This window comes from Bacillus sp. CIS52 (genome assembly GCF_053545315.1).
The window spans coordinates 1,228,078-1,241,513 of record NZ_JBIUFR010000001.1 but is presented as its reverse complement, the minus strand read 5'-3'; the positions used below and the strand labels follow the sequence as shown (position 1 = coordinate 1,241,513).

Below are 13,436 nucleotides of genomic sequence, written 5' to 3'. Positions count from 1 at the left end.
CTAATTAAGCTCCTGTATATTCTGCTCCGCCACAGCCGCAAATACTTTCGGCTCCGGACGGTCAAGATCTTCATGGAATAAACTTACTTTATGGATCTGCCGGTTGTCGTACAGATGAAAGTAATAGCTCCCCGTGTCACAGCACATGACGGACGTATACTGCGTATAATCAATTTCATTCTCCTCGGTGATCACGGCGCCTTTTGGAATATTCATATTGGACAGCACGTGAAAAGCGGCCGTAACGCCATCTGTTTCATGAGCGGCAGGCTCTAAATGCTCTTTCAGATAAGCGGCCCTGATGAATCGGGATGGCGGCGTGTAGTCACCGGGAAGCCCGATCGTTCCTGACCCTTGGCCGAATGCGGTTAATGTCATTCCGCCCAATGTTTTGCTTTCTGACTGCTGCGGCCTGATTCCGATATAATGGCGCAGATTGGTCACATGCCAAGGAAATTCAGGACTGTTGGTCATCACTCCGGGTTTGTTGTCATAGACTTTCATACCTTTCGGCGTCGGCTCGATCACAATGCAGCCCCCCGTGCGGTCTGATAAAATCCAATGAAGGGGCAGCACCGTATCCAATAACATTAACTTCTTCTCTACAATTGTCAGTGAAGCGAGCTTTTCCTTTACGTCTTCAAGAGATTCACAGTTTGATAAGGTCCATGTGACGAACTCATGAGGAGCGATGTGGCACGTGCCCTCCCGTTCCGCTTTCTCGTATCCCGCAAAGCCCGGAAAATACAGCGTCGCACAAGACAGCCCTTTTTCATTCACGCCGTCGGCAAACAGAATATTGCCGAGATTTCTCCCCATGCCGATAAATGCGTATTTCGTCTTATGCAGCCTGCCGTCAGCTTCGCTTTTCCAGCTGTACTGACGAGGGTACAGCATAACGTCGGTGTCGAGCTGAAAAGCAAAATCCATCGTTCGCGCCAATAGGTGATTACCATCTGCCGTTTTCAATGTAAGACTTGTACACATATCATCAATCCCCTTTTCGTTTATGAAATTTACACAAAGTAAACTATTCTTAAAGCTTAGCGAATAATAGCTCCATTCGTCAAAAGATTGACACATTTCTCCTTCATACATATTAGTCCGTAAGCATCTCCATGCCTTTTAAACCCCGGTAAATCGTTTTGGCGGCAGTGCCTGTTCAGTTTCACAAAAAATCTCAGAACGGCTGTCAGCGAGGCTTTACAATGTTTTTCCTGTGTACTGGAATTTGTAAACGGTAAGTCAATCTGTTAAGCTATGACTTTATGTTAAAAGAAGACATACGGAGGAGATTATCTATTGAAAGTAGAAAGGCGAACGATTGAACATATTCCGCATCACGAAAGACACGGAAAGGCCAAAGATTTATTCCCCGTTTGGTTCGGGGCGAATATGCATATAACGACGTTAGTCACAGGCACACTGCCCGTTACAATGGGACTCGATCTCTTTTGGAGTATCGCCGCCATTATGATCGGAACCTTTATCGGCGCAATCTTTATGGCGTCTCATTCCGCACAAGGACCTCAGCTCGGAATTCCGCAAATGATTCAAAGCCGTGCGCAATTCGGCGTGATCGGAGCGATTCTGCCCCTCTTTTTGGTCATGTTTATCTACCTGGGCTTCTTTGCGAGCAGTACGATTCTCGCAGCCGGTACACTGAGCAGCTTTGTACCGATTCCGGCTTCATGGTGTATTATCGGCTTAAGCGCCATCTGTTTTTTACTCACGATCTACGGTCATGATCTGATTCACAAAATGCAGAAAATCCTCTCTTGGACCTCCTTTGCCGTTTTTTTTGCTGCAACGATTCTTATTTTTCAACTGCCGATTCCCTCAGGAAGCTGGGTGCCCGGCTCATTAGATCTGCCTGTTTTCTTAGTGGCGGTCAGCGCGGTGGCCACATGGCAGCTGGCATACGCGCCATATGTCGCAGATTATTCCCGTTATCTTCCGGTCAAAACACCGGCATCGCATACCTTTTGGTACAGCTACGCAGGTACGTCAGTCAGTTCTATCTGGATGATGCTTCTCGGCGCTATTTTGACGACGGCGCTCCCGGGATTCACTGCTAATGCCGGAAATGAAATTGTCCGATTGTTCGGCCCGTTTTCCTTTATTATGCTGATCATCGTCCTGTTCGGACAAATGGCGATCAACGTCTTTAATTTATACGGAGCCTTTATGTCAACCACGACTACCCTGGAGCCGTTTTTAAAACTGAAGGTGACGCCGAAAACGAGAGTGGTAATGATCCTTTATGTGACGGCAGCGGGTACTGTATTAAGTCTCATGGGCCAAAGCAATTTCATGGAACTGTTTTTAAATTTCATCTTTTTCATCAGTTATTTCTTAATTCCATGGACAGCGATCAACCTCGTGGATTACTATTTTGTCCGCCGCGGAAAATACCACGTCAAATCAATGTTTGACGTCAACGGACAATACGGCAGGGTCAACTGGATTACAGCGGCCGCCTTCGTTTTGTCGATCATATTAGAAATCCCATTCATCAATACATCCTTTTACATCGGACCGCTCGCAGAAATATTCGGCGGAGGCGACATTGCCTGGGTCGTCGGGCTGGCCGTTCCGTCGCTGTTGTATTATGTTCTGATGAAATCAAGGTTAAAACAAAAAGAGGCGCCTTCCCTATGAAGACGCCTTTTCTTTATTCATATTTCTTCCATACACGCGGCAGCAGTCCGGAAAGTTCGTGCGCCAATAAGGTATGTGCGGAGCGCTCTTCCGTCCATAACTCCGCACATTCGCCGTGAAGGCGGACGGCGTTCAATACGGCATGTTTCGGGTCTTGATGACAGCACAGCATACCGAGAATCATTCCCGTCAGCGTGTCGCCGGTCCCGCCTTTTGCAAGCGCGCCGTTTCCGGTTGTATTCCGACGGCACTCCCCGTCAGGAAAAGCGATAATGGTTTCGTTTCCTTTCAGGACAATCGTGACATGAAGCCGCTCCGCCCATTCCGCGGCATATGCCGCTCTGTTCTGCTGAATCTCTTGAATCGGAAGGCCTGTCATTCTTGAAAATTCGCCGGGGTGAGGCGTCAAGATCACCGGGGCTTTCCTTTCCGGATAGGTTCTTTTTGTTATGGCGCCTGCATCCAGTATGACGGGATAATCGGCAGAAAGCAGCTGGTCAGCAGCCTTCTGCACTTCGTCCATTTGGGGAAGCCCCGGCCCGATGGCCGCGGCCCGGATGGTTTCTTCCGGCTGACCCGCCGCGGCTTTTTTCCACCCGTCCCGCCAGTACGTCGCTTCCGGCAGCACCGGGACAATGAGCGGGATGACGCCTGCCGATGTACCGATGACGAGCTTGCCGACACCGCTTCTCATCGCGCCCAAACCAGCAAGAAGGGCGGCTCCCGGCATGTCATCGCTTCCGGCCAGCAATAACGCCGTCCCGAACGTCCCCTTATGGCTGTCTGCCTCACGCTTTGGCAATGTATCTTTCACATCCCGTTCCGTCCAATCCAGTATGTTCATCTCTGTACCTCCTCTTCTGTCTCTTATTTATATTCCAAACAAGAAGAGATTTTAAACCGCACAAAAAAACAGCCGCACGTTTGCGGCTGTTTATGTTCTGATCGGAACATCAAGACGGTAAAGCTTCCGGTACCGTTCGTTTTCTGCAAGCAGCTCTTGATGGGTTCCTTCCATTTCTGCTTTTCCATTTTCTAAAAAGACAATCTTATCAGCTGTTTCCACACCTGCTAGATGGTGTGTAATCCAGAGAATCGTTTTCTCTTTAAAGACGTCAAAAATCGTATCAAGCAATTCGCGTTCAGTGATCGCATCAAGGCCGACCGTCGGTTCATCAAGAATAATGACCGGCGTATCCTGGAGCAGAATGCGGGCAAGCGCGATCCGCTGCCGCTCCCCGCCTGAGAAACGAATCCCCGTCTCCTCCACGGACGTTTCATACCCGTCAGGCAATGATTCAATATAGTCGTGCAGCTTCACTTGCCGCGCCGCACGCTTAACATCTTCATCACTCGCCTTGCCGTTTCCGAGCCGGATATTGTTCATAATGCTCGTATTAAAGAGATGAGGCTTCTGATTCAAAACGGCTACCGCTGAGGAAATCTGATCCTGCACGGCCGCAGTTTCCAGCCCGTTCAGTGTCACTTTGCCTGAATCGGGAACTAAGGCGCCTTCAATTAAAGCGAGAGAGGTCGACTTACCGGAGCCGCTCCTGCCGAGCAGCGCCATTTTTTCACCCTGGCGGAGAGTGAAGGAAAAGCGGTCAAGCACATGACTGTGCTGATCATAAGAAAATGACACGTTATCAAACATCAGTGTCACATCAGTGACATCCAGTTTCTCATCTGACTGCTTCACCTCACGCCCCCGCAGCTCCGGAGCAGCCTTACTCATTCTTCTGATCGAATCCTGATAAGAAGGCACTTCCGTCAGCGCATCCGAAAGGGGCAAAAACGCCTCCGTCAATGGAAATACAACAAGCACAAAGGCCGCGATCATCGTGTTGGCGATGCTGCCGTCCGCATACTGACCCGCCGTCCAGAACAGCATGATCAATATGAAGCCGCCGACAAGGCATTGTGCGGCGAGATCGCGCAGCCTTGTAAATCGCTGACGTTTGCTCTCAAGGTCAAACCATGCCTTTTCTTTCTCTTCATAAGAGGAAATAAAGGCGGCCTGACGTCCCGAGAACATCCAGTCGCTCACGCCGAGTACGGCATCGGTCAGCCGGCTGTAGAGCGTATTCCGTCCGCTTTTCAGCTTCATGTTTTTCGCTCTCGTCACAAGAAGCGACACAACCGGAAATAAGACAACCAATACAAACAGGTAAATCGCCGCAAGAGCGGCAAACGGCCAGGAAAAAAAGCCGAGCCCGATAACGGATGCCGCATAGAGCAGCAAAGCGGAAACCCCGGGGAAAATCGTTTTTAAAAACGCATCCTGCAAATGCTCAATATCCTCAGCCAAAATGCCGAGCATGTCGCCCGTTCGGAAACGGGAAGAGAGCATGAGAGAGGCCGGCTCCAGCAGATTGTAAAGCCGCACCCGCATGTCGGACACGATTTTCAAAATGATGTGATGCCCCGTCAGACGCTCGGCATACCGGGAGACTGAACGGGCGATCCCGAAGGTGCGCACGGCCACAATCGGAACGTACACCAGCAGGATATTCTCAGGCCTTGTCGCCGACTTTGAGATCAAAAAACCGGAAGTAAACATGAGAAAGGCCGCCGAAAAAATCGTCACCGCGCCTAAAAAAATCACAAGAACAAACAAACGGGCATTTTGCTTAATATACGGCAGAATCCATTCTTCTTTCCTCATGTTCTTTCCCCCAGTTGCGCCTCTACAAGTTTGGCGTATACGCCTTGTTTCGCCATCAATTCGTCGTGGGTGCCGATTTCCGCCACCGCGCCGTCATCAAGCACGATAATTTCGTCCATTTCAAGCATCCAGTGAAGACGATGAGTGGCCAGAAAAACAAGCTTATTTTCAAACAGGTCTTTCATCGTTTCTTTTATTTCATACTCTGTTTCAATATCAAGGTGAGCGGTCGGCTCATCCAAAAGGAGAATCGGACGGTTTCCTAAAAAGGCTCTGGCCAGCGCGACACGCTGAGCCTGCCCTCCGCTGAGCGCCCGTCCGCCCTCGCCGATCCGGCCGTCAAGACCGCCGGGCAGATCACGAATCAGTTCGGAAAGACCCGCCGAAGCAGCGGCCTGCGCCGTTTCCTCACGGGAAGCATCAGGATGATAAAACCGGATATTATTCAAAAGCGTGTCATCAAAAATGTACGGATGCTGCGGAATATAGAGCAGCTGCTTCTGCCAGCCGTCCGACTGCAGATGCGAGCGGGATTCACCGTTTACCTTGATCTCACCGGACGCAGGCTCTAAAAAGCCGCCCAGCACATCAATGAGAGTCGATTTTCCCGCGCCGCTTTCCCCGATAATCCCGATTTTTCTCTTCCCTTTAAAGGACAGATTAAATTCAGACATCGATTCACGGACGGACAAACGCGTAAGCTGTAATTCATCTCCGTCAGTCCACGTATCAAGCTCGAGCGGCTTTTCTTCTTTAAAACCGGGCTGCGTCAAAATCGCCTGAATGGTTTTTCCCGCTTCCTGCCCGTTTAATGTCGCGTGGTAATCATTTCCCACCTCGCGGACCGGGAGAAAGTATTCAGGCGCGAGAATCAGCGCGGTCAATGCCGGAGCGAGAAGAATCTGTCCGTCTATCAGCCGCAAGCCGAGGAACACCGCCACTGTCGCCACCGACAGCATCGTGAAGAAATCAAGGGCGAATGATGATAAAAACGCGACCCGGAGTGTGCTCATCGTCGCCTTGCGGTATCTCTCACTGACATGAAAAATATTTTTGCTGTGTGATTTGCTTAATCCTAAAAACCGCAATGTCTCCAGTCCGCGGAGCGAATCCACGAAATGATTGGAAAGCGTCTGATAGGACTTCCATTGGCGATCAGCTTTTTTCTGTGCGACAAGTCCGAGCAGGATCATAAATACAATCAAAATCGGAAGCGCAAGAATCAGAATCAAAGCCGATGTTTTATCCTGAAAAAACACATAAATGACAACGGCAGCCGGCACGATCGCCATGCTGACCATTTTCGGCAGAAACAGCTCTAAGTAGCGGCGGAACTGGCTGATGCCTTCCATCGCCAGCGTCACCATCCGGCCTGTCCCCTCTTTTTTCGCAAAGCGGGGGCCGAGACGGAACAATTGCTCAAGAAATCTTTTTCTTAAGTCTGCGCCGGTTTGCGCGGCATATTGGTACACGATTTTCTGCCGGACCGTTGTCACCGCATGCCGGACGAAAAACGCAAGCAAGAAAAAGCCGATAACCGGATAAAGAGAAGCAATCCGCTTCCCGTTAAATAATCCGGTTACCGCCTGGCTCAGCCATTCCGCCTGCAAGATAATGGCGGCCGTTTGTATGATCGTTAATCCCGTAATGATCGCAAGAATCCGCTTCATTCCTTTATAAAGAAACAGGTCTTTTCCCATTAATAAGTCATAGGCTCCTTATGGCTGACGCGTTTCCGGAAGACATAATAGCTCCAGATCTGACTGCCGATGACAAACGGCAGCAAAGTCAGTGCAACAATTGTCATGACTTTAAGTGAATAATCACCGGAAGACGCGTTAGCTACTGTTAAGTCATACGCGCTTTTCAGCGAGCTGACCATGACGCGCGGGAACAGGGAGATAAAAATCATCGCGACTGTCAAAGCGAGACCCGCGCCGGTCATACCGAATGCCCAGCCGTCTTTTTTCTTGCTCATGAACACAATGGCAAGAACGTTGCAGATGACAATCAGCACGAATATTGGAATCGTGATGTTTGCCCGGCGTGTAAACATATCCGTATCGTATGCAGACATCGCAAAGAAAGCAAGTACAACAAGAAAGATAACACCGATTACGCGTTTTGCCATTTTTCTCGCACGCTCTTGTAAATCACCGATCGTGCGCAAGGTGATAAACATTAAACCGTGCAGGAATGAAAGAAGGGTGACGGCTGCTCCGCCAAGAACGGAATACACGTTCACAATATCTGAAAAACCTGCGTGAATGTTCATGTGTCCGTCAATCGGCACACCGCGGAACAAGCTTGTAAAGATAAGGCCGAATAAAAACGGCGGGATAAGGCTTCCGAAGAAAATCACCCAGTCCCATGTTTTGACCCATTTCAGATTGTTCACTTGCCCGCGGAATTCAAATGCCACGCCGCGGCCCATCAAGGCAAGAAGAATGATGATAAACGGAATGTAATATCCGCTGAGCATCGTTGCATACCAGTTCGGGAATGCCGCGAAAATCGCTCCCGTACCTGTGATCAGCCACACCTCATTCGCATCCCAGAACGGGCCGATGGTGTTAACCAGCACTCTGCGTTCTAATTCATTATGGCCAAGAAATCGGGTCGAAATGCCGACACCGAAATCAAAACCTTCTAAAAAGAAAAATCCGACAAACAAAATCGAAACGAGTATAAACCAAAGATCATGAAGTGACCCCATGGTAGACCTCCTGACTGAACGGATCTGTTGATACAGGGACATCCTTGTGATCATCATGGTCCGCACCTTTTTTAATTTCACGAACGAATAGGAAAACAAGCAGCGCGCCTAAAATCAAGTACATGACGCCGAAGCTGATAATTGAAAACAGCAGAGATCCCGTCGTTACGTTAGGCGAAACGGATTGTGCGGTCGTCAATTGCCCCATGACCGTCCACGGCTGGCGTCCGATTTCAGTCATAATCCATCCGGCAGAGTTCGCAATGAACGGGAATGCGATCAGTGCGATCATGCCCCGTAAATACCACTTGCTCGTATGAAGCTTTTTGCGGCGGTTCAGAATAAAGCCGGCAATCGCGGCAAAAATCATAAGCGCGCCTGCACCCGCCATAATGCGGAAGCTCCAGAACGTCGTTTTAACAGGCGGGATATAATCGCCTTTTCCGTACGTTTTTTCGTATTCTTTTTGAAGAGTTTTCATCCCTTTAACACTGCCGCTGAACTTCTGATAAGCCAAGTAGCTGAGTGCGTAAGGAATTGAAATTTCTGATGTGTTTTTTTCTTTATTCGTATCAATGTTCGCAAAAGCCGTCCACGCGGCAGGATCACCGCTGTCATCCCAAAGCGCTTCACTGGCGGCCATTTTCATCGGCTGCGATTCCATTAAATGCTCAGCCTGCATATGCCCGCTGAACGCAACCCCGATACCGGCGATCAGACCGACAATCATAGAAAGCTTGAAAGATTTATGGAAGAAAGGCACTTCTTTTTTCTTCAATAATTTATATGCGCTGACACCGGCGATAAAGAAAGCACCAGTTGCAAGCGCCCCGAAAATAACGTGAGGGAATTCAACCCAAAGCTGAGGGTTTGTCAAAAGCGCCCCGAAATCATTCATTTCCGCGCGGCCGTTTTTAATCGCAAAGCCGACCGGCTCCTGCATGAATGAGTTTGCCGTCAAAATCCAGAAAGATGACATAATCGTCCCGAAGGATACAAGCCAAATGCAAAGCAAATGCACTTTTTTAGATAAACGGTCCCAGCCGAAAATCCATAATCCGATAAAAATAGATTCCATAAAGAACGCCAAAAGCGCTTCAACCGCAAGCGGAGCGCCAAATACGTCTCCGACAAAACGGGAATAATCAGACCAGTTCAATCCAAACTGGAATTCCTGAAGAATCCCTGTGACGACGCCGACAGCAAAGTTAATTAAAAAGAGATGTCCCCAAAATTTAGCCATTTTGAGATAGGTCTCTTGTTTTTTGACAGCATAAAGCGTCTCCATCAAAGCAACCATAAACACAAGCCCGATAGACATAGGCACAAACAGGAAGTGAAACAATGTTGTAGATGCAAATTGTATGCGGGCTAAAACCAACTCACTCATGATGTTTTTCCTCCAATCTGGTAAATTGCTCAACATTTCACAAACACGACAAAACCATTGCTCGGTATTTCACAAGAAATGATATATTTGCTCAATGTTTCACAAATTTGTCAAAACTAATGAATTATCAGCCTGCACTCCCTGGGGGGCAGCCGGCTGTCATAGAAATGATTCAATATCATTACTTTACAACGATTCCGCCTAAAAAAAAAGATCGATATACCTAAAAATAGGCTGAAATTGTGACCGATTAATGTCGAATTTGTAGAGATTTTATGTCGGCATCTAGGATTTTTGTCCCTTCCATATCGTACCTCTTTTTTATTCGTGTGGCGAACAAAATGCTTTATTCAGCGGGAAAGGCCGCCAAATCGCCTTTTTAAGAAAGAAAATGAGGTGAAAGTATGTTTTCTAGTAAATTCTTAATATATGAACAATTTAAATTTTTTAGTATACTTTAAATGGGGATATTTTTCACTACATAACGACTGGGGGAACAAGCATGGGAGAACTTCAACCAAATTTGCAAACGGATTCAATCCCAAAACAGCAACGGACTGATAATTGGTTTGCCAGAGCAATGAATATAAGAATCGGCATTATTCCTCTTCCTATCTATATCCTGCTCTTCTTGCTTATTACGGTGTTTGTCATGAAACACGATGTAAAAAGCGACATCCTGACATCAATTGCCGTCATGAGTTTTTTCGGATTTACCTTCGGCCAGATCGGAAAATCCATTCCGATCGTGCGTTCCATCGGCGGCCCTGCGATCCTCGCAACCTTTATTCCGTCCGCTGTCGTCTACTACCACCTGCTTCCGAAAGACATTATTACATCAACAACAGAATTCACGGAAAACTCTAACTTTCTCTATCTATTTATTGCCGGTATCGTCGTCGGCAGTATTCTCGGGATGAAAAGAGAGACTCTCGTCAAAGCTTTCGTCAAGATTTTCATTCCGCTGATCGCCGGCTCGATCGCGGCCGCCATCGTCGGCTTATGCGTCGGGACGCTGCTCGGGCTCGGTTTTCAGCACACACTGCTTTATATTGTCGTCCCGATTATGGCGGGAGGTGTCGGCGAGGGCGCGATTCCTTTATCCATCGGCTACTCCGATATTATGCCGATGTCCCAGGGAGACGCCTTTGCGCTTGTGCTGCCGTCCATCATGCTCGGCAGCCTGTGCGCCATTATGTTATCGGGTTTGCTGAACGTCATCGGGAAACGCAAGCCGGAATGGACGGGCAACGGGAAGGTTGATAAGTCTGATCAATCCGCTCCTGCATTGGAACAGCCGGCCAATGACAATGCGTTTAATCTGTCTTTTTTCGCTTCGGGGGGGATTTTAGCGGTTTCCCTGTATTTGGTCGGCATGCTGGCGCATGATTTCTTTCAGCTTCCGGCTCCTGTCGTGATGCTCGTCCTTGCCGTGCTTATTAAGCTGTTCAGGCTGGCGCCGGCCTCGATTGAAAACGGAGCTTTCGGCGTTTCGCGTTTTTTCTCGACAGCCGTGACCTATCCGCTCTTATTCGCGATCGGCGTTTCAATGACACCGTGGGACAAACTGATTGCGGCTTTTAATATCAGCAATATCATTACCATTTTATCCATCGTCATTACAATGATAGCCGTCGGTTTTCTGACCGGTAAATGGCTGAACCTGTACCCGATTGAGACGGCGGTCATCAATGCCTGCCATTCCGGTCAGGGCGGCACAGGCGACGTCGCGATCTTAAGCGCCGCTGAACGGCTTGAGCTTATGCCGTTTGCCCAAGTATCGACCAGAATCGGCGGGGCGATTACCGTGAGCGTCACCCTCCTATTGCTTCATCAATTCTATTAAACGGGAAAAAGCCTCCGCCATATGCGGAGGCTCTGTTATTTCATCACATTTTGGATATAAGAGCCGAATGCCGTACCGGACATGCCCGGCGACACACGGACACGGTGAAGCGCATAAAGCCCCTGATCTCTTGTTGCCGCTCCCGGCTCCGTCGTGACCGCCATACGGTAGCCTGCAGCAGGTGCGGCTTTTAATGTTTCCTTATTATATCGTCCGACAGGGTAACTGATTACAGACGTCCGCTGCCCGAACATTTGATCAAATAAACGCTTAGAGTCCGCCATTTCGCGTCGCTGCTGCTGAGGCGTGAGCCCGTTCAATTCGAGATGGTTCATCGTATGGCTTTGAATGGAAATGCCGTGTGCGGCCATCTCCTTCATCTGCTTCTCAGTCAGGTGATTTTTATGTCCGATAAAGTTACCAATCATGAAGACGGTCGCTTTCATCTTATATTTCTTTAAAATGGGATACGCCGCTTTCACATTGTCGGTATAGCCGTCATCAAATGTGATCAGAACGCATTTTTCACGCGGCTCTCTATCCTCCGTCAGCATCAGATAGGCTTCTTCCGGAGTCATCGTATAATAGCCGTGATCATGAAGCCACTTCATATGCTGCTGGAATTCTTCCTTCGGCACACGCAGGCTGTTTCCCTCAGAAATGCTGTGGTACATCAGAATCGGCAGTCTCGCCGTTCCCTTCGTTTTAACCCAGGCGGACGTATCCGGCTCCTTTTTGATTTGGCGCTTTACAGACTTTTTATCGTTGTGCGCTTCTGCCTTCGGAATGCTCTCTTCGGCACTTGCCTCATGGTCCGAACAGGCGGCAAGCGTTAACAGAGCAGCCAAAAGGCACATGCACGTGATTATGCGTTTCATGGTTTTCCTGCTTTCTGTCTGCTATTTACTTTTTATATCGGTCGACGGGCAAAAATTGTTACATCAAAAAAGCCGGACATCCAGCTGTCCGGCTTTGCGTTATGAGCGGATTCTGATTTCTGTTTCACTGTCGAAAAAATGAGCTTTATTCATGTCGAAAGCGACAGTCAATTCCTCACCGGCATGAATGTCGTGGCGGGCATCAATCCGGGCGATAAAATCCTGATCCCCGATCCGGGAATAAACCATAATTTCTGACCCGAGCAATTCCGCGACATTGATTTTAGCTGTGATGGATGAATTCTTATAGGATTCTACCACAATCAGCTCGTCATGTATGTCTTCCGGGCGGATGCCGAAGATAACATCTTTGCCGGCATACCCTTTTTCCCGGAGCATTTTCATTTTCCCTTCCGGCACGCTGAGAGCGGCTGAACCGATCTGAATGGCGCCGTCTGTCAGCTTTCCTTTAAAAAAGTTCATCGCGGGGGAGCCGATGAACCCGCCGACAAAAACGTTTTCCGGATGTTCATAGACTTCTTTCGGCGTGCCGATCTGCTGAATTTTCCCATCCTTCATGACTACAATGCGTGTCGCCATCGTCAGCGCCTCTGTTTGGTCGTGCGTCACATAGATCGTAGTTGTTTGCAGTCTTTGATGAAGCTTAATAATTTCAGCCCGCATCTGCACCCGAAGCTTTGCGTCCAGATTTGACAGCGGCTCATCCATTAAAAACACTTTGGCGTCCCTGACGATCGCCCGTCCTAATGCAACACGCTGCCGCTGCCCGCCGGAGAGCGCCTTCGGTTTGCGGTGCAGATACTCTGTGAGCCCCAGCATTTTCGCTGCTTCTTCGACCCGTTTTTTAATCTCCGGTTTCGGCATCTTCCTCAGCTTCAGGCCGAAAGCGATATTATCATAGACCGTCATATGCGGATACAGCGCATAGTTTTGGAACACCATGGCGATATCCCTGTCTTTAGGAGCGATATCATTCACCCTCGTGTCTCCGATATAAAAATCGCCCTTCGAGATGTCTTCCAGCCCGGCAACCATCCGCAATGTTGTCGACTTTCCGCATCCCGACGGACCGACAAACACGATAAACTCTTTATCTTTAATATGAAGGTTAAAATCATCGACAGCCGCTTCTTTTTGATCGTAATACTTATAAATATGCTCGAGCCGAAGTTCCGCCATGTATATCCCCCTTTATTTGTAAACGCTTTCTTAAATAGGATTGTAACAGCGTCCGGCGGCGGCGTGTATAGGCAATGTTC

The 13,436-nt window shown here is 48.7% G+C and carries 10 protein-coding genes; 2 read left to right on the top strand and 8 right to left on the bottom strand.

Features of this window, described 5'->3' with window-relative positions; genetic code table 11:
• Positions 1-987 (bottom strand): choloylglycine hydrolase family protein, encoded by a 987-nt coding sequence (locus ACH32G_RS05870; RefSeq protein ID WP_448814100.1) that lies wholly within the window; start codon positions 985-987, stop codon positions 1-3.
• Positions 988-1,302: 315 nt separating this feature from the next.
• On the opposite strand from ACH32G_RS05870, the gene ACH32G_RS05865 reads away from it, so the two are divergent.
• Positions 1,303-2,661: a purine-cytosine permease family protein gene (locus tag ACH32G_RS05865; RefSeq protein ID WP_016937479.1), complete on the top strand. Its 1,359-nt coding sequence runs from the start codon at positions 1,303-1,305 to the stop codon at positions 2,659-2,661.
• Between the two features lie 13 nt (positions 2,662-2,674).
• On the opposite strand, the gene ACH32G_RS05860 is transcribed toward ACH32G_RS05865, so the two are convergent.
• The 5 genes from ACH32G_RS05860 to ACH32G_RS05840 all read right to left on the bottom strand — a co-directional run bounded on the left by ACH32G_RS05860 (position 2,675) and on the right by ACH32G_RS05840 (position 9,432).
• Positions 2,675-3,505, bottom strand: a complete 831-nt coding sequence (locus ACH32G_RS05860) for an NAD(P)H-hydrate dehydratase (RefSeq protein WP_448814099.1) — start codon at positions 3,503-3,505, stop codon at positions 2,675-2,677.
• Between the two features lie 90 nt (positions 3,506-3,595).
• A complete protein-coding gene (gene cydC / locus ACH32G_RS05855) occupies positions 3,596-5,326 on the bottom strand; it encodes a thiol reductant ABC exporter subunit CydC (protein WP_366969889.1) in 1,731 nt (576 codons plus the stop codon).
• Positions 5,323-7,026, bottom strand: a complete 1,704-nt coding sequence (gene cydD, locus ACH32G_RS05850) for a thiol reductant ABC exporter subunit CydD (RefSeq protein ID WP_095241139.1) — start codon at positions 7,024-7,026, stop codon at positions 5,323-5,325. The genes cydC and cydD overlap by 4 nt, the downstream gene beginning before the upstream one ends.
• Entirely contained in the window at positions 7,026-8,042 is a 1,017-nt protein-coding gene (gene cydB, locus ACH32G_RS05845) for a cytochrome d ubiquinol oxidase subunit II (RefSeq protein WP_016937475.1), read from the bottom strand. The genes cydD and cydB overlap by 1 nt, the downstream gene beginning before the upstream one ends.
• Positions 8,026-9,432, bottom strand: coding sequence for a cytochrome ubiquinol oxidase subunit I (locus tag ACH32G_RS05840; RefSeq protein WP_448814098.1), 1,407 nt, complete (start codon positions 9,430-9,432; stop codon positions 8,026-8,028). Before ACH32G_RS05840 ends, cydB begins: the two co-directional genes overlap by 17 nt.
• Positions 9,433-9,934: 502 nt before the next feature.
• Here ACH32G_RS05840 and ACH32G_RS05835 point away from each other — a divergent pair.
• Positions 9,935-11,278 carry a 2-hydroxycarboxylate transporter family protein gene (locus tag ACH32G_RS05835; RefSeq protein ID WP_415305591.1) on the top strand — a complete coding sequence of 448 codons (1,344 nt, stop codon included), beginning with the start codon at positions 9,935-9,937 and terminating at the stop codon, positions 11,276-11,278.
• 35 nt (positions 11,279-11,313) lie between these two features.
• On the opposite strand, the gene ACH32G_RS05830 is transcribed toward ACH32G_RS05835, so the two are convergent.
• Together ACH32G_RS05830 and ACH32G_RS05825 are read right to left on the bottom strand one after the other, a co-directional pair.
• Positions 11,314-12,156, bottom strand: a complete 843-nt coding sequence (locus ACH32G_RS05830; RefSeq protein ID WP_448814097.1) for a polysaccharide deacetylase family protein — start codon at positions 12,154-12,156, stop codon at positions 11,314-11,316.
• A gap of 99 nt (positions 12,157-12,255) precedes the next feature.
• The gene (locus tag ACH32G_RS05825) at positions 12,256-13,356 is read right to left on the bottom strand and encodes an ABC transporter ATP-binding protein (RefSeq protein WP_047475985.1); all 1,101 of its coding nucleotides are present in this window, start codon (positions 13,354-13,356) and stop codon (positions 12,256-12,258) included.
• Positions 13,357-13,436: the final 80 nt, after the last annotated feature.

Bases quoted from the DNA above. Each gene is read 5' to 3' on its own strand.
- ACH32G_RS05835 (WP_415305591.1), top strand. From the start codon at position 9,935: ATGGGAGAACTTCAACCAAATTTGCAAACGGATTCAATCCCAAAACAG.
- cydB (WP_016937475.1), bottom strand. From the start codon at position 8,042: ATGGGGTCACTTCATGATCTTTGGTTTATACTCGTTTCGATTTTGTTT.
- ACH32G_RS05830 (WP_448814097.1), bottom strand. From the start codon at position 12,156: ATGAAACGCATAATCACGTGCATGTGCCTTTTGGCTGCTCTGTTAACG.
- ACH32G_RS05860 (WP_448814099.1), bottom strand. From the start codon at position 3,505: ATGAACATACTGGATTGGACGGAACGGGATGTGAAAGATACATTGCCA.
- ACH32G_RS05870 (WP_448814100.1), bottom strand. From the start codon at position 987: ATGTGTACAAGTCTTACATTGAAAACGGCAGATGGTAATCACCTATTG.
- cydC (WP_366969889.1), bottom strand. From the start codon at position 5,326: ATGAGGAAAGAAGAATGGATTCTGCCGTATATTAAGCAAAATGCCCGT.
- cydD (WP_095241139.1), bottom strand. From the start codon at position 7,026: ATGGGAAAAGACCTGTTTCTTTATAAAGGAATGAAGCGGATTCTTGCG.
- ACH32G_RS05840 (WP_448814098.1), bottom strand. From the start codon at position 9,432: ATGAGTGAGTTGGTTTTAGCCCGCATACAATTTGCATCTACAACATTG.
- ACH32G_RS05825 (WP_047475985.1), bottom strand. From the start codon at position 13,356: ATGGCGGAACTTCGGCTCGAGCATATTTATAAGTATTACGATCAAAAA.